This is a genomic window from Phycicoccus jejuensis, from assembly GCF_000720925.1.
Lineage (GTDB): Bacteria > Actinomycetota > Actinomycetes > Actinomycetales > Dermatophilaceae > Phycicoccus > Phycicoccus jejuensis.
Genome location: NZ_JOEE01000004.1, coordinates 418,891 through 432,946, shown reverse-complemented (window position 1 = coordinate 432,946; position 14,056 = coordinate 418,891). Strand labels below are relative to the sequence as shown.

Genomic DNA, 14,056 nt, shown 5'->3' with positions numbered 1-14,056 from the left:
TCAGGATACGCACGGGCCGGCCCGCGGTCAGCCCCCTCCCCCGCCCGTCTCACCCCGCGAACGGGGCAGGATGACCCCATGACCTTCCACGCCGACGAGTACAAGGCCGCCGCGGGCCGCTACCGCGCCGGGATGCCCTACCGACGCACCGGCCGCTCCGGCCTCGACCTCCCCGCGATCTCGCTGGGCCTCTGGCACAACTTCGGCGACGACGTGCCGCTGGAGCGCCAGCAGGCGATCCTGCGGCGCGCGTTCGACCGGGGCGTCACCCACTTCGACCTCGCGAACAACTACGGCCCGCCCTACGGCAGTGCCGAGCGCAACTTCGGGACCCTCTTCGCCCGCGACTTCCGCCCCTACCGCGACGAGCTCGTCATCAGCTCCAAGGCGGGCTACGACATGTGGCCCGGCCCCTACGGCCAGGGCGGCGGCTCGCGGAAGTACGTCACCGCCTCGGCCGACCAGTCGCTGCGGCGCACCGGCCTGGACCACTTCGACATCTTCTACAGCCACCGCTTCGACGAGACGACCCCGCTCGAGGAGACCTGCGGGGCGCTGGACTCCCTCGTGCGTGCCGGCAAGGCGCTCTACGTGGGCATCTCGTCCTACTCGGCGCAGCGCACCCGCGAGGCCGTCGAGATCCTCCGGGCGATGGGCACGCCGCTGCTCATCCACCAGCCGTCGTACTCGATGCTCAACCGCTGGATCGAGGAGGAGGGGCTGCTGGACGCCCTCGGCGAGACCGGCGTCGGCTGCATCGCGTTCTCCCCGCTGGCCCAGGGGATGCTGACGAACAAGTACCTCAAGGGCATCCCCGAGGGTTCGCGTGCGTCGCAGGGCAAGTCGCTCGACCCGGCGCTGCTCACCGACACCGCGCTCAAGCACATCCGCGCCCTGGACCGGCTGGCGAAGACCCGCGGCCAGACCCTCGCGCAGATGGCCCTCGCGTGGGCGCTGCGCGACCCGCGCGTCACGTCGGTGCTCGTCGGCGCGAGCTCGGTCGAGCAGCTCGACGACAGCCTCGACGCCGTCAAGAAGCTGCGCTTCACGAAGGACGAGCTCGCGAAGATCGACAAGCACGCCCAGGACACGGGCATCAACCTCTGGAAGACCTCGAGCGACAAGTGAGTTGAGAGAGAACATGAGCGACGACTACATCCCGTCCCCCTCCGACTGGGTGCGCGAGCAGGTCGAGAAGATCGACGAGACCGGCGACACCCGTTCGGTCAGCGTGATGGACCGCCCGGTCGTCATGCTGACGATGCGCGGCCGCAAGACCGGCGCGGTGCGCAAGGTCCCGCTGATGCGCGTCGAGCACGACGGCACGTACGCCGCCGTCGCGAGCAAGGGCGGCGCGCCGGAGCACCCCGTCTGGTACGGCAACCTCCTCGCCGACCCGAACCTCACCCTCCAGGACGGCACCGAGTCCTGGGAGGCCGTGGCCCGCGAGATCGACGGCGCCGAGCGCGAGGAGTGGTGGGAGCGCTGCGTCGCCGCCTACCCGCCGTACGCGGAGTACCAGACCAAGACCGACCGCCTCATCCCCGTCCTGCTGCTGGAGCGCAAGGACGCCTGAGGCGCCGACGTCGCCCCGGCCATCGGCTCAGTCGGAGGTCGGGGCGACGTCCTGCTCGTGGACGGCCGCGTCGGCCCGGGCGCCGCGCTCGACGCGGCGGAACCACAGCAGGCCGAGCACCGGCAGGACGAGCGGCACGAACCCGTAGCCCTGGCCGAAGTGCGACCAGACGGTCTTGTCGGGGAAGGCCGAGGGGTCGAGGTAGGACGCGAGCCCGACGAGCAGCACGCCGGCGAGCTCGACCGCGCACGCGACGATGCCGACGCGCACCCAGCGACCACCGCGGGCGAGGCACCACGTCGCGAGCAGGTAGACGACGGCCGCGAGTGCCGACAGGACGTAGGCCAGCGGGGCACGGTCGAAGTACTCCGAGATCTGGAGCACCGAGCGCCCGGTGGCGGCGAGCGCCAGCACGCCGTAGACGACGACGAGCAGCACGCCGGGGCCGCCGAGGGCCCGGCGGTCGCGCAGGACGGGGTCAGTCATAGGACATCCAGATCTGGGCGAGCCGGGCGGACATGACGCCGACGGCGAACGCGCCGACCGCGATCGAGCCCATGGCCCAGCGGGACTTCTCCTTGATGGCGAGGAACGCCGTGCCCGGCGGGATCACCGGCAGGCTCACGAGGTAGGCGATGAACGTCGCCCGCTCGGCCGAGTCGGTGACGTGCCCGCTGCCGACGAGCCCCCCGACGAGCACGACGAGCAGCGCGAGCTCGAGCAGCCCCGCGATCCCGAGGAGCAGGTCGTCGATGAGGCGGTCCCGGACGGCGTAGACGACCGCCGCGCCGCAGAGGACCACCGAGAGGCCCACGACGACGTACGTCAGCGCTGCGATCACCGGCTCATGCTAGACGGGCCGCCATCCACGACGGCGCGGGTGCCCGTGCCGGCGCCCGGGTCGGGGTGCGACACTGCGGACATGGCAACGGCGCAGCTCGGTGACGTGGAGATCGCCTACGAGGTCGACGGGCCCGACGACGGGGTGCCGATGCTCCTCGTCATGGGTCTCGGGACGCAGCTCGTGGGCTGGCCGCAGGACCTCGTCGACGGCCTCGTGGCGCGCGGCTTCCGGGTCGTGCGGCACGACAACCGCGACATCGGCCTGTCGAGCTTCACCCCGGGCCCTCCGCCGGCGCGCTCGGCGGTCGTCCGCAGCTTCCTGCGCCCGGGCTCCGGCGGGGCCGACTACCTGCTCGCCGACATGGCCGACGACGCGGCCGCGCTCCTCGACCACCTCGGCATCGCGGCGGCGCACGTCGTCGGCGCCTCGATGGGTGGGATGATCGCGCAGCAGCTGACGATCGACCACCCCGAGCGGGTCCTCAGCCTCACCTCGATCATGTCCAACACCGGCAGCCGCCGGCACGGGCGCGTCCACCCGCGGCTGCTGCCGACGATGGCGATGTCCTTCACGCAGCCGCGGCCCACGGACGAGGAGGAGGCGGTGCGCCTCGGGGTCGAGGGCTGGCGCGTCATCGCCGGGCCGCTGTTCGACGAGGAGGAGATGACGGCGCAGGTGCGGGCCGCGGTGCGGCGCAGCGTCAGCCCGATCGGCACGGTCCGCCAGCTGCTGGCCATCCTCGACAGTCCCGACCGCACCGAGCGCCTGCACGAGGTCGACGTGCCGACGCTCGTCGTCCACGGCCTCGCCGACCGCCTCGTGCAGCCGAGCGGCGGCATCGCGACCGCGCAGGCCGTGCCGGGCTCGCGGCTGCTTATGTTCCCCGACATGGGGCACGACCTGCCGCGCTCCCGCCGGGTCGAGATCGTCGACGCCATCGCGCAGAACGCGGCCCGGGCGGCCGAGGTGCGCGCCGGCTCCTGAGCCCGGGTCGGTGCTCTCGGCTCGGTCAGCCGAGGGAGGCGCCGACGGCCTCGACGAGCAGCTGCACCGCGTCCTCGGTGACGACGAGCGGCGGCGCGAGCCGGATGGTCGAGCCGTGCGTGTCCTTGGCGAGGACGCCGCGGGCCAGCAGCCGCTCGCACAGCTCGCGCCCGGAGGGGCCGCCCGGCGAGACGTCGAGCCCGGCCCACAGGCCGCGCACCCGCAGGCCGTCGAGGCCCCGGCCGACGAACGGGCGCAGGCCCTCCTCCAGGACCGCACCCAGCCGGGTTGCGCGCGACTGGAACTCCCCCTCGGCGAGCATGAGGCAGACCTCGTGCCCGATCGCCGCGCCCATCGGGTTGCCGCCGAAGGTCGAGCCGTGCGAGCCGGGGGTGACGACGTCGAGCACGGCGTGGTCGGCGGTGATCGCGGACACCGGGTAGAGGCCGCCGCCGAGCGCCTTGCCGAGGACGTAGACGTCGGGACGGACGTCCTCGTGCTCGCACGCGAAGGTGCGACCGGTGCGTGCGAGGCCGGACTGGACCTCGTCGGCCACCATGAGGGCGCTGGCGGTGTCGCAGACCTCGCGGACCGCGCGCAGGTACCCCTCCGGCGGGATGACGACGCCGCCCTCGCCCTGGATGGGCTCCAGGAGGACCGCGACCGTCGTGTCGTCGACGGCCGCGCGCAGGGCGTCGACGTCGCCGTACCGCACCGTGCGGAACCCCGGTGTGTAGGGGCCGTACTCGTCGCGCGCGACCTTGTCGTCCGAGAAGCTGACGATGGTCGTGGTGCGTCCGTGGAAGTTGCCCTCCATGACGACGATGCTCGCGGTGTCCTCGGGGACGCCCTTGACCCGGTAGCCCCACTTGCGCGCGACCTTGATCGCGGTCTCGACGGCCTCGGCGCCGGTGTTCATCGGCAGGACGACCTCGTGACCGGTCAGCGCCGCGAGCTCCTGTGCGAACGGCCCGAGCCGGTCGTTGAGGAAGGCCCGGCTGGTCAGCGTGAGCCGGTCGAGCTGGGCGTGGGCGCGGGCCCGCAGCCGGGGGTGGCCGTGGCCGAAGTTGAGCGCCGAGTAGCCGGCCAGGCAGTCGAGGTAGCGCCGGCCCTCCACGTCGGTCACCCAGGCCCCCTCGCCGTGGGCCAGCACGACGGGCAGCGGGTGGTAGTTGTGCGCGGCGTAGCGCTCGGTGAGGGCGATGTGCGCGCCCGAGTCGAGCGGGGTGCGGTCTGACGTCATCGTCGAACCTCCTTCACCCCGACCCTAGCGACGCCGCCGGGTGGGGGCCGGGAGGCGGGCGCGGACGTCGGCGGGCTCACACCGTCCCGGGCGCGACGACGAGGTAGACCGAGGCGGCCAGCGCGACGACGACGGCGGCGAGCTTGTCCGCGGGCAGCGAGGTGCCGAAGTGCAGCCGGTCGACGAGGAGGATGCCGACCTGGAGCAGGACGATCCAGCCCATCGTCACGACCGCGAGCTCGGCGTAGCGCAGCGACGAGGCGTAGACCCAGAAGAGGACGACGAAGGCGAGCACACCGCCGACGAGCGCGACGGCGCTGCCGTCCTCGGCCCAGTGCTTGGCGGCGACCGCCCCGAGCAGGTCGAGGCCGGCGAGCACGGCCATCGCGGCGAGCGCGACGACCGGCAGCGGCCACGAGTCGGGGACGGGGAGCAACGGGACGGAGCGGATCGTGGGCATGGCGGTCTCCGGGGCGTGGTGGGCGACCCGGGGTCGGTCGCCCCTCGCCGGTCAGGAGGCGCGCGGGGGCCGCGCTGATACCTCGCGCGTCGGCCGTGCCGCGCTCAGGCGTCCCAGACCTCGGCGATCCGCGGGGCGATGCGGGTCCCGTGGGCGCGGGCCGCCTCGAAGGTCTCGGCGCCGCGCGTCATGTCCAGCGGGTTGGCGCCCATCGCCCAGAGGTCACGGGCGTCGGGGACGACGATCGCGGTGCGGCTCTCGGCCTTGAGGGCGCGCAGCTGCATCCGCGGGAGGTCGCGCAGGTGCGGGCCGACCGGGTACGGCGAGAGGACGAGGATGCGCCGGTGCCCACGCGCGAGGTCGACGTTCGCGATGCTGCGCAGACCGCCGTCGACGTAGCGCCGTCCAGCGACCTCGACGGCCGGGAACACGCCGGGCACGGCGCAGCTCGCGGCGACGGCTCGCTCCAGCGGTACTCCCCCGCGGCCGTCGAAGACGACCGAGGTGCCGGTCTCGGCGTCGACCGCGGTGACGAGCAGCCGGCCCTCCGGCCAGTCCTGGCCGACGAGGCCCAGCCCGACGGTCCCGAGCCACTCCTCCTCGGTCGGGGTGGCGGCCTCGAGCGCGGCCCGGGCGACGACGGCCCGGCCGCTGCGGCGGTCGGTGCTCAGGGTGGAGCGGACGTAGCGTCCGGCGTCCGCCGGCCCGAGACGGCCGTAGCTCGTCAGCGGAGCGCCCTCCCGGATGCGGTCGAACGCGCTGTCCTCGTCGGTGCCGAGGCGCAGGTGCGCCGCGACGATCGACCCGGCCGACGTGCCGACCATCGTGTCGGCGGTGCGGACGTCGACGCCGCCGTCGCGCAGGCCCAGGACGATGCCGGCCTCCCACGCGATGCCGGTGGCGCCGCCGCCGGCGAGGACGAGCGCACGCTCGACGCCGTCGGCCGGGGGCGTCCACTCCTCGAAGCCCCCGGTCGTCGGGTCGGCGACCCGGTGCGTCCCCTCGAGGGCCGGCCGGGTCGTGTCGTCCGCGACGGGGTCCGGGCCCGGTCCCGGGTCCGGGTCAGGCCCGCTCGCGTCCTCGTGGGTGCTCACGCCGTCCATTGTCGGTGGTCGCCCCCGGCCGGACCACCTCCGCCCGCCATGAAGGTCGTCACCGGACGAATCCTGAGGTCAGGCGACCTGTCCGGACCGCAGCCGGCGCACGGCGTCGAGGGGCAGACCGACGAGCTCGTCGCCCACCCTCACCTGACAGCGCACCGCCCCGACCAGCTCGACCTCGCCGACCAGCCCGGCCCAGGGCCCGGTCGAGACCTCGACCTCGTCCCCGACCCGCGGCGGCTCGGCGACCACCCGGGGCGCGAGCGAGGCCCGGCGCAGCTCGGCGAGCTCGGCCGCGTACCGCGGGGGCATCGGGGCCGGCCGGCCGCGGTAGGTCCACGTGAAGAGGTGGGCCGCGTCGAAGGTGCGCGAGCAGCGACCGCAGGACATCACGCGGGTCGGGGCCCGGTGGCGGCTGCGCTCGTGGCCGGCCGGGCAGCGCCCGACCCAGTCACCCGGGACGCGCGGCGCGTCGGCGGGGACGCACCGCTCCCCCGAGCAGCCGATGCGCACGGCGGTCGCGCGCCACACCTCGTCGTGCCCGTGCTGCGGCCCGACGAGCGCGTGCGCGATCTCGTGCAGCAGCGTGTCGCGCACCTCCTCCTCCGAGTGCAGCCCGGTGAGGGGCGCGCTGATGCCGATCTGCCGACGGGCGAAGCGGCACACCCCGGCCCGCGTCTTCGCGCGGTCGGCGACGACGGTCCAGCCGTCCAGGCCGTGCTCGCGGACGAGCCGCCGCCCCATCGCCAGCGCCTGCTGCAGGTCCATCGCCACCTCCTCGGTCGATCTCGTCGGGACGAGCCTAGGCAGCGCCACCGACAGCATGGCCGCGCCACCCCGGGCGGACGTCGCTCCTGTGGACGACGCGCCCTCCCGGTGTGGCCTGTGGACGGTGACCGGATCGGTGCGTCGCTCCGGCCCCGGCCGCTCACGCGCCTGCCTAGTCTCGTCACCGGCGCGCCGAGGGGTCAGCGTCCGAGGCGCAACGTCGCGCCGGGAGTAGTGGAAGGGGTACCCATGTCCGCCACCACCACCGAGAGCAGGCCCTCCGGGTCCGGCCTGCTGTCGCTGCTCGACCGGCACCACACGGTCGCGCCCCGCGACTACAACCGCTGGCTCATCCCGCCGGCGGCGCTGGCCATCCACCTGTGCATCGGGCAGGTCTACGCGACGAGCGTCTACAAGGCGTCGATGGTCGCCCACTTCGACAGCTCGCTCACCGCGGTAGGGCTCGTCTTCTCCATCGCCATCGTCATGCTCGGGCTCTCGGCCGCGGTGCTCGGCACGTGGGTCGACCGGGTCGGGCCGCGCAAGGCGATGTTCGCCGCCGCCTGCGCCTGGGCGCTCGGCTTCCTCGTCGGCGCGGTCGGGATGGCCACCTCCCAGCTGTGGCTGGTCTACCTCGGCTACGGCGTCATCGGCGGGACCGGGCTGGGCATCGGGTACATCTCGCCGGTGTCGACGCTCATCAAGTGGTTCCCGGACCGCCCGGGCCTCGCGACCGGTATGGCGATCATGGGCTTCGGTGGCGGGGCCATGGTCGCGTCGCCCCTGTCCCGGCAGCTCATGTCGTTCTTCGACGCCGACTACGACCCGTCGGTCTCGGGGTCGCTCGCGAACGGCACCGCCCTCACGGGGCTCTTCGTCAGCCTGGCGGTCATCTACTTCCTCGTGATGATGATCGGCGTCACGAACGTCCGTGTGCCGGCACCGGGGTGGGCCCCCGAGGGCTTCGACCCGTCGACGCTGTCCAACAAGGGCGATCTCATCACCGACCGCAGCGTGTCGGCGGCCAACGCCATCAAGACGCCGCAGTTCTGGCTGCTGTGGGTCGTCCTCTTCTGCAACGTGACCGCCGGCATCGGCATCCTCGAGCAGGCCGCGCCGATGATCCAGGACTTCTTCCGTGGCTCCGACGGCACCTCGTCGGTGGCGGTCGCGGCGGCCGGCGGGTTCGTCGGGCTGCTGTCGCTCTTCAACATGGCCGGACGCTTCGTGTGGTCGACGACCTCCGACAAGATCGGTCGCAAGCCGATCTACATGGTCTACCTCGGCGTGGGCATCGTCCTCTACCTCGTTCTCGCGCTGATCGGTTCGACCGCGACGGCGATCTTCGTGCTCGTGGCGGCGATCATCATCAGCTTCTACGGCGGTGGCTTCGCGACGGTGCCGGCCTACCTGCGCGACCTCTTCGGCACCTTCCAGGTCGGCGCCATCCACGGGCGGCTGCTCACGGCGTGGTCGGCGGCCGGTGTCGCCGGTCCGCTCATCATCAACGGCTTCCTCGACGCCGCGGGCACGCCCGGCAAGCTGACGGCGGCGGACTACCGGCCCGCGCTCTTCACGATGGTCGGGGTGCTGGCGGTCGGGTTCCTCGCCAACCTCATGGTGCGCCCGGTGGCGTCGAAGTTCCACGAGCCGGAGGGCCGGACGGCCGCCGCAGCCGAGGACTTCGCCGGCGACGAGGCCGAGGGCTCGACCGCGCGCGGCGGCTCGCTGCGGGTGTACCTGTCGTGGGGTGTCGTGCTCGTGCTGCTCGCCTACGGCGTGGTCCAGACCCTCATCACGGCGGCCAAGCTCTTCGCCTGACCTCCCCTCCCCGCTCCTCCCCGCGATCTGCGGGGGTCCCCGTGCCACCGCACCCGGACCCCCGCAGATCGCCACGAGAAGCGGACGAGCCGGTGCCGACTCACGACGGGACGGACGCGGGCGTCGTCAGTTCGAGTAGAGGCGGGCCTTGGCCTCGCGCACGGTGAGGGTCACCGGCGTTCCTTGCAGCTCGACCGTGCCGGGGATGTCGATCCACCCGCTGCCCCCGACGCGGAACTGCCCCGAGTAGACGATGTCGGCGCGGACCTGCTGCTCGCCCGGTCGGGTGTAGGTCTGCACGACGGTGCCGTCGGGGTAGGGCCCACCGAGGTCCTTCGTCGGACCGACCGCCCGCTCCCCCAGGTGGTAGGTGATCGACTCCAGGCGTGGCCGGATCTCGACCTCGTGACCGAGCAGCGTCGCCGGGTCCGGACGGTCGACCTCGTCGGGCCCGAACCCTACTTCGGGGAACTGCACCTCGAAGAACGTCGGCAGGTTGACGAGGGTGACGTCACCCTCCGGCTGGATGTTGACCGTCGGCTTCGTGAAGTCGGTGTCCCGGAACGCCCTTTGGATCATCGCCATTGTCAGTGCAGGTGACGCCCCGGGCACCATTTGCGGCAGGCAGGTAACCCCCAGTGACTCCCACTGTGAGGCCGGCGATCCGTTCGCGGCCGCAGTACGTCGCCAGACGAACATTGCGGGGCCGGCGCCTACCTCCGGGTTAGTTTCGGAGCAGGCGATGAAGGATGCACCGCATAGGTTGTCCGACCCGTCAGCTCCTGGCTCCAACTGACCGCAGACAGAGGCGAGTCCGTACTCAAACTTTGGACCGTCCGAGCCAGGCAACTGCTGGCTTGCGATCCTCTCGAGGTCGGTCCGGAACAGGTTGACCCGAACATTCGTGTCTCCGGTCTGCCCACCCCAACCGTCCGCCGCCGAGGCAATGGGCACTGCCATTCCGGACATGGCCGCGGTAAGCGTGACTACTGCGATATGCCGTCGACGAGCCACCGCCCCTCCTGCCACACAACTCGAGCGGCCCTCTTCAGCGTTTCGGCCGCTTGCCGATCCACAACCGCGCCTGAGGCGTCGACGATGTCGGACGCTGGCTGCTCTAGGCGGAGCTCAAAAACGACTTGAGCGTCGCTCGCGCTGAGACGTTTGACTTGGACCAGCTTGATGGGGGGCGTTGTGTAGCGACGACCCTTCGCTTTCAAGTCCGCTGCCTCACTCTGAAGGTTCTGGCAGGTGACGCACTGTTTCGTGGCGAGTCCATCCAGAACCGCCGGGTCGGGCGTCATCCAGGCTGTACTTGAAGCATCTAGATAGTGACGCAGGAGCGCCTCGGCGCCGGCGGGGGTCTGCTCCCGCGCAGCGGCCGGGATCTCGGGACCACTCGCGCTGGGCGAGGGAGTGGGGCTCGACGACGGGGACGCGCTCGGGCTCGCCGACGTCGCGCTCGGCGTCGGCGAGGGCGACGGCTCGTCACCGCCGGAGGAGTCGCACCCCGCGAGCAGCACCGACCCAAGCGCCGCCCCCGCGACGACCCAGCGCGATCCCCTCGTCATGCCTGCCTCTCCGGGCGCCCCCTCGGCGACCTGACCACAAGGTACCGAGCATCGGCGCGGAGGGCACGCGGTCATCCACAGGCCCGCGACGGCCGGACTCAGCGCGTGCGCGCCACGATCCCCTCGGCCCGGGCCGCGACCCACCCGAGCAGGGGCACGAGGTGCCCGGCGAGCTCCTCCCCCATCGGCGTCAGGCTGTACTCGACCCGCGGCGGGATGACGGGGAACGCCTCGCGGTGCACGAACCCGTCGGTCTCGAGCGTCCGCAGCGTCTGCGCGAGCATCTTCTCGCTCACGCCGTCAGCGCGGCGTCGCAGCTCGCTCCAGCGCAGAGGACCCTCGGTCAGCGACACGAGGACGAGCAACCCCCACTTGCTCGTGACGTGGTCGAGGACCGTCCGGCTGGGGCACCCGGCGGCGATGACACCGTCCGGATAGATCGCCCGCAGATCGCTGACCTCGTTGCTCACCGTCACGCCAGTACCTTACTCGAAAGTGCGTACTGTCCCTCGGGAAGCGACCGCCGCACGCTCCGGTTGCACCTATTGACCCCGCACCACCCAGAGAGGACCACCCCATGACCATCGTCGTCACCGGCGCCACCGGCCAGCTCGGCCACCTCGTCGTCGAGTCGCTCCTGCGCCGCGGCGCCTCCCCCGCCGACGTCCTCGCCACCGGCCGTGACGCCGACCGCCTCCGCGCCCTGGCCGACCTCGGCGTCCGCACGGCCGTCGTCGACTACGCGGACCCGGCATCCCTCCGCGACGCCTTCGACGGCGCCGACCGCGTCCTCTTCGTCTCCGGCAGCGAGGTCGGGCAGCGCATCCCCCAGCACACCAACGTCGTCGAGGCCCTGCGGTCCGCGGGCGTCGGGCTCGTCGCGTACACGAGCATCGCCGGTGCCGACACGTCGACGATGCAGCTGGCCGCCGAGCACCAGGCGACCGAGCAGATGCTCCGCGACGCGGGACTCCCCCTCGTCCTCCTGCGCAACAGCTGGTACCTCGAGAACTACACGCCGCAGGTGCCGACCTACCTCGAGCACGGCGCCGTCGTGGGAGCGGCCGGCGACGGCAGGGTGAGTGCCGCCACCCGCGCCGACTACGCGGACGCCGCCGCGGCCGTGCTCCTCGACCCCGACGCCGCCCCCGGCACCGCCTACGAGCTCGGCGGCGAGGGCTTCACCCTGGCCGAGCTCGCAGCGGCCGTTGCCGAAGCGTCCGGACGCGAGGTCGTGTACCGCGACGTCACCGAGGACGAGCTCGCCGGCATCCTCGTCGGCGCCGGCCTCCCCGACCCCGTCGCGCGCGTCTTCGCCGACTCGGACCGCGGCATCGCCCGCGGCGAGCTGGAAGTGACGAGCGGCGACCTCGAGCGCCTCATCGGCCGTGCACCCACCTCGATGCGGCAGGCCGTCGCCGACGCCGTGGCGGCGCAGCCGTGACCCGGCCCATCATCGGCGTCACCGGCTCCACCGGAGCGGTCGGTGGGCTCGTCGCGCGTGACCTCGCCGCGCGCGGGCTCCCCCAGCGACTCATCGTCCGGGACGCCTCTCGCGCACCGCAGCTGGACGGCGCCGAGGTGGCCACGGCCTCCTACCGGGACGGCGACGCGATGCGCGCCGCGCTCGACGGTCTCGACGTCCTCCTGCTCGTCTCGGCGTCCGAGTCCGAGGACCGGATGACCGAGCACGCGACCGCCGTCCGCGCCGCCGCCGAGGCCGGCGTCCGCCACGTCGTCTACACCTCGTTCCTCGGCGCGGCGGCCGACTGCACGTTCACGCTCGGCCGCGACCACTGGGCGACGGAGAACCTGGTCCGCGACAGCGGGATGGCCTTCACGTTCCTGCGCGACAGCCTCTACCTGGACTTCCTGCCCCTCATGGCGGGCGAGGACGGCGTCATCCGCGGACCGGCCGGGGACGGCCGGCTCGGTGCCGTCGCACGCGAGGACGTCGCCCGCGTCGCGACTGCCGCGCTGCTCGACCCGGAAACGCACGCGGGTCGCACCTACGACCTCACCGGCCCAGAGGCGTTGTCCTTCAGTCAGATCGCCGCCACCATCAGCGAGGTGACAGGGCGGGAGGTCAGCTTCCACGACGAGACGGTCGAGGAGGCGTACGCCAGCCGCGCTCCCTACGAGGCACCCGACTGGCAGCTCGACGCGTGGGTGTCGACGTACACGGCCGTCCGGGCCGGCGAGCTCGACGTGGTCACCGACGACGTCCGGCAGGTCACCGGAAGGGCGCCGGTCTCGCTACGAGAGCTCCTCTCCTACAGCTGAACCGGCGCCCCATCCGACGAGTTCGGTTGCGCCTCAGGCCACGCGGGTCTGCGGTGCGTTCTTCTCGGTCATCGCCGGGTCGCGCACGACGGAGTCGCCGAGCGCGTCGTCGATGGCCTTCATCGCCGACGGCTCGAGGGTGACGCCCGCCGCCTTGACGTTGCTCTCGACCTGCTCGGGCCGCGACGCACCGACGAGCGCGGCGGAAACGTTGTCGTTCTGCAGCACCCATGCGATGGCCAGCTGCGCCATCGTCAGGCCCGCCTCGTCCGCGATCGGCTGGAGCTTCTGCACGCGGGTCAGCAGCTCGTCGTCCATGAAGCGCTTGATCATGTCGGCGCCGCCCTTGTCGTCGGTCGCGCGCGACCCGGCCGGAGGGGCCTCGCCGGGCTTGTACTTGCCGGTGAGCACCCCCTGCGCGATCGGGCTCCAGACGATCTGACCGATGCCGAGCTCCTCGCAGGCCGGGACGACCTCGGGCTCGATGACGCGCCACAGCATCGAGTACTGCGGCTGGCTCGAGATGAGCTGGATGCCGAGGTCCTTGGCGAGGGCGTGGCCCGCGCGGATCTGGTCGGCGGTCCACTCCGAGACACCGATGTAGAGGGCCTTGCCCTGCCGGACGACGTCGGCGAACGCCTGCATCGTCTCCTCGAGCGGCGTCTCCGTGTCGTAGCGGTGCGCCTGGTAGAGGTCGACGTAGTCGGTCTGCAGCCGCTGGAGCGAGCCGTTGATCGACTCCATGATGTGCTTGCGCGAGAGGCCGGTGTCGTTCTTCCCGCCGGGGCCGGTCGGCCAGTAGACCTTGGTGAAGATCTCGAGGCTCTCGCGCCGCTCGCCCTTGAGGGCCTCGCCGAGGACGCTCTCGGCCTTGGTGTTGGCGTAGACGTCGGCGGTGTCGAAGGTGCTGATGCCGTGGTCGAGGGCGGCGCGCACGCACGCGGTGGCCGCCTCGTTCTCGACCTGCGAGCCGTGGGTGAGCCAGTTGCCGTAGGTGATCTCGGAGATCTTGAGACCGCTGTTGCCGAGGTATCTGAAGTCCATCCACCCACAGTAGGAGGGGTCCGCCCGCGCGAGGCTCGACAGGTGCGGGCGGACCCCCTACTTCGACGGTGTCGTCGTCGGGGTGGCCGCGGGCGAGGACACCACGGTCCGGGCCGGAGCGGGTGGCTGGGCGTCCGCGGGGGCGGCCCCGCCTGCGCCCACGTAGAAGCCCAGCAGGCCGGTGACCAGGGCGAGGACGATGCCGAGCCCGGTGAACAGGCGCGGTCGGGTCCCGTAGAGACCGGCCGGTCCGGGGACCGCGACGCCGTAGTCGTTCTCCCAGAACTGCCAGCCCTTCGGCGCCGCGGGCCACTCGGGCTCGGGGCGCCATCCGGGGTCGGGCAGCCAGCCCTCGGGCATGG

18 protein-coding genes are annotated in these 14,056 nt (G+C 72.5%); 7 read left to right on the top strand and 11 right to left on the bottom strand.

The annotated features are described in order from the left end of the window. The first annotated feature begins 78 nt into the window (after nt 1–78). Complete coding sequence (gene mgrA / locus IG69_RS0110570; protein ID WP_030528132.1) at nt 79–1,128, top strand: L-glyceraldehyde 3-phosphate reductase; 1,050 nt, start codon at nt 79–81, stop codon at nt 1,126–1,128. A 13-nt stretch (nt 1,129–1,141) separates the two neighbouring features. Further along, nucleotides 1,142–1,576 (top strand): nitroreductase family deazaflavin-dependent oxidoreductase, encoded by a 435-nt coding sequence (locus IG69_RS0110565; protein ID WP_030528131.1) that lies wholly within the window; start codon nt 1,142–1,144, stop codon nt 1,574–1,576. A gap of 27 nt (nt 1,577–1,603) precedes the next feature. Here IG69_RS0110565 and IG69_RS0110560 read toward each other — a convergent pair whose 3' ends face one another. Beyond that, nucleotides 1,604–2,062, bottom strand: coding sequence for a hypothetical protein (locus tag IG69_RS0110560; protein ID WP_036829674.1), 459 nt, complete (start codon nt 2,060–2,062; stop codon nt 1,604–1,606). Then, complete coding sequence (locus IG69_RS0110555) at nt 2,055–2,417, bottom strand: hypothetical protein (protein WP_030528129.1); 363 nt, start codon at nt 2,415–2,417, stop codon at nt 2,055–2,057. Before IG69_RS0110555 ends, IG69_RS0110560 begins: the two co-directional genes overlap by 8 nt. An 81-nt stretch (nt 2,418–2,498) precedes the next feature. Between IG69_RS0110555 and IG69_RS0110550 the strand changes: the two genes are divergently transcribed. Continuing rightward, nucleotides 2,499–3,404, top strand: a complete 906-nt coding sequence (locus IG69_RS0110550; RefSeq protein WP_030528128.1) for an alpha/beta fold hydrolase — start codon at nt 2,499–2,501, stop codon at nt 3,402–3,404. 25 nt (nt 3,405–3,429) lie between these two features. On the opposite strand, the gene rocD is transcribed toward IG69_RS0110550, so the two are convergent. The 4 genes from rocD to IG69_RS0110530 all read right to left on the bottom strand — a co-directional run bounded on the left by rocD (nt 3,430) and on the right by IG69_RS0110530 (nt 6,975). Beyond that, a complete protein-coding gene (gene rocD, locus IG69_RS0110545) occupies nt 3,430–4,647 on the bottom strand; it encodes an ornithine--oxo-acid transaminase (protein ID WP_030528127.1) in 1,218 nt (405 codons plus the stop codon). 76 nt (nt 4,648–4,723) lie between these two features. After that, nucleotides 4,724–5,107, bottom strand: coding sequence for a hypothetical protein (locus tag IG69_RS0110540; RefSeq protein WP_030528126.1), 384 nt, complete (start codon nt 5,105–5,107; stop codon nt 4,724–4,726). Between the two features lie 104 nt (nt 5,108–5,211). Next, nucleotides 5,212–6,201 (bottom strand): patatin-like phospholipase family protein, encoded by a 990-nt coding sequence (locus IG69_RS0110535; protein ID WP_051750422.1) that lies wholly within the window; start codon nt 6,199–6,201, stop codon nt 5,212–5,214. A gap of 78 nt (nt 6,202–6,279) precedes the next feature. After that, a complete protein-coding gene (locus IG69_RS0110530; RefSeq protein ID WP_030528124.1) occupies nt 6,280–6,975 on the bottom strand; it encodes a SprT-like domain-containing protein in 696 nt (231 codons plus the stop codon). Nucleotides 6,976–7,224: 249 nt separating this feature from the next. Here IG69_RS0110530 and IG69_RS0110525 point away from each other — a divergent pair, with 249 nt between their 5' ends. Beyond that, on the top strand, nt 7,225–8,796 hold the full coding sequence (locus IG69_RS0110525) for an OFA family MFS transporter (protein WP_030528123.1): 1,572 nt from the start codon (nt 7,225–7,227) through the stop codon (nt 8,794–8,796). Between the two features lie 126 nt (nt 8,797–8,922). Here the strand turns inward: IG69_RS0110525 and IG69_RS0110520 are convergent, their stop codons facing one another. Continuing rightward, nucleotides 8,923–9,375: a hypothetical protein gene (locus IG69_RS0110520; protein ID WP_030528122.1), complete on the bottom strand. Its 453-nt coding sequence runs from the start codon at nt 9,373–9,375 to the stop codon at nt 8,923–8,925. A 407-nt stretch (nt 9,376–9,782) separates the two neighbouring features. Next, nucleotides 9,783–10,184: a DUF6318 family protein gene (locus tag IG69_RS23275; protein ID WP_425414805.1), complete on the bottom strand. Its 402-nt coding sequence runs from the start codon at nt 10,182–10,184 to the stop codon at nt 9,783–9,785. A gap of 28 nt (nt 10,185–10,212) precedes the next feature. Here IG69_RS23275 and IG69_RS0110510 point away from each other — a divergent pair, with 28 nt between their 5' ends. Next, entirely contained in the window at nt 10,213–10,401 is a 189-nt protein-coding gene (locus IG69_RS0110510; protein ID WP_030528120.1) for a hypothetical protein, read from the top strand. Between the two features lie 64 nt (nt 10,402–10,465). On the opposite strand, the gene IG69_RS0110505 is transcribed toward IG69_RS0110510, so the two are convergent. Further along, nucleotides 10,466–10,843 (bottom strand): winged helix-turn-helix transcriptional regulator, encoded by a 378-nt coding sequence (locus tag IG69_RS0110505; RefSeq protein WP_030528119.1) that lies wholly within the window; start codon nt 10,841–10,843, stop codon nt 10,466–10,468. Between the two features lie 101 nt (nt 10,844–10,944). Between IG69_RS0110505 and IG69_RS0110500 the strand changes: the two genes are divergently transcribed. After that, on the top strand, nt 10,945–11,811 hold the full coding sequence (locus tag IG69_RS0110500) for an SDR family oxidoreductase (protein ID WP_030528118.1): 867 nt from the start codon (nt 10,945–10,947) through the stop codon (nt 11,809–11,811). After that, the gene (locus tag IG69_RS0110495; RefSeq protein WP_030528117.1) at nt 11,808–12,650 is read left to right on the top strand and encodes an SDR family oxidoreductase; all 843 of its coding nucleotides are present in this window, start codon (nt 11,808–11,810) and stop codon (nt 12,648–12,650) included. Before IG69_RS0110500 ends, IG69_RS0110495 begins: the two co-directional genes overlap by 4 nt. Before the next feature lie 33 nt (nt 12,651–12,683). On the opposite strand, the gene IG69_RS0110490 is transcribed toward IG69_RS0110495, so the two are convergent. Next, a complete protein-coding gene (locus tag IG69_RS0110490) occupies nt 12,684–13,694 on the bottom strand; it encodes an aldo/keto reductase family protein (protein WP_030528116.1) in 1,011 nt (336 codons plus the stop codon). A 57-nt stretch (nt 13,695–13,751) separates the two neighbouring features. Further along, entirely contained in the window at nt 13,752–14,054 is a 303-nt protein-coding gene (locus IG69_RS0110485) for a hypothetical protein (RefSeq protein WP_157577494.1), read from the bottom strand. Nucleotides 14,055–14,056 lie beyond the last annotated feature (2 nt).

Coding starts and splice junctions, on each gene's coding strand:
- IG69_RS0110485 (WP_157577494.1), bottom strand. CDS start 14,054: ATGCCCGAGGGCTGGCTGCCCGACCCCGGATGGCGCCCCGAGCCCGAG.
- IG69_RS0110490 (WP_030528116.1), bottom strand. CDS start 13,694: ATGGACTTCAGATACCTCGGCAACAGCGGTCTCAAGATCTCCGAGATC.
- IG69_RS0110530 (WP_030528124.1), bottom strand. CDS start 6,975: ATGGACCTGCAGCAGGCGCTGGCGATGGGGCGGCGGCTCGTCCGCGAG.
- rocD (WP_030528127.1), bottom strand. CDS start 4,647: ATGACGTCAGACCGCACCCCGCTCGACTCGGGCGCGCACATCGCCCTC.
- IG69_RS0110560 (WP_036829674.1), bottom strand. CDS start 2,062: ATGACTGACCCCGTCCTGCGCGACCGCCGGGCCCTCGGCGGCCCCGGC.
- IG69_RS0110500 (WP_030528118.1), top strand. CDS start 10,945: ATGACCATCGTCGTCACCGGCGCCACCGGCCAGCTCGGCCACCTCGTC.
- IG69_RS0110540 (WP_030528126.1), bottom strand. CDS start 5,107: ATGCCCACGATCCGCTCCGTCCCGTTGCTCCCCGTCCCCGACTCGTGG.
- IG69_RS0110550 (WP_030528128.1), top strand. CDS start 2,499: ATGGCAACGGCGCAGCTCGGTGACGTGGAGATCGCCTACGAGGTCGAC.
- IG69_RS0110525 (WP_030528123.1), top strand. CDS start 7,225: ATGTCCGCCACCACCACCGAGAGCAGGCCCTCCGGGTCCGGCCTGCTG.
- mgrA (WP_030528132.1), top strand. CDS start 79: ATGACCTTCCACGCCGACGAGTACAAGGCCGCCGCGGGCCGCTACCGC.
- IG69_RS0110520 (WP_030528122.1), bottom strand. CDS start 9,375: ATGATCCAAAGGGCGTTCCGGGACACCGACTTCACGAAGCCGACGGTC.
- IG69_RS0110565 (WP_030528131.1), top strand. CDS start 1,142: ATGAGCGACGACTACATCCCGTCCCCCTCCGACTGGGTGCGCGAGCAG.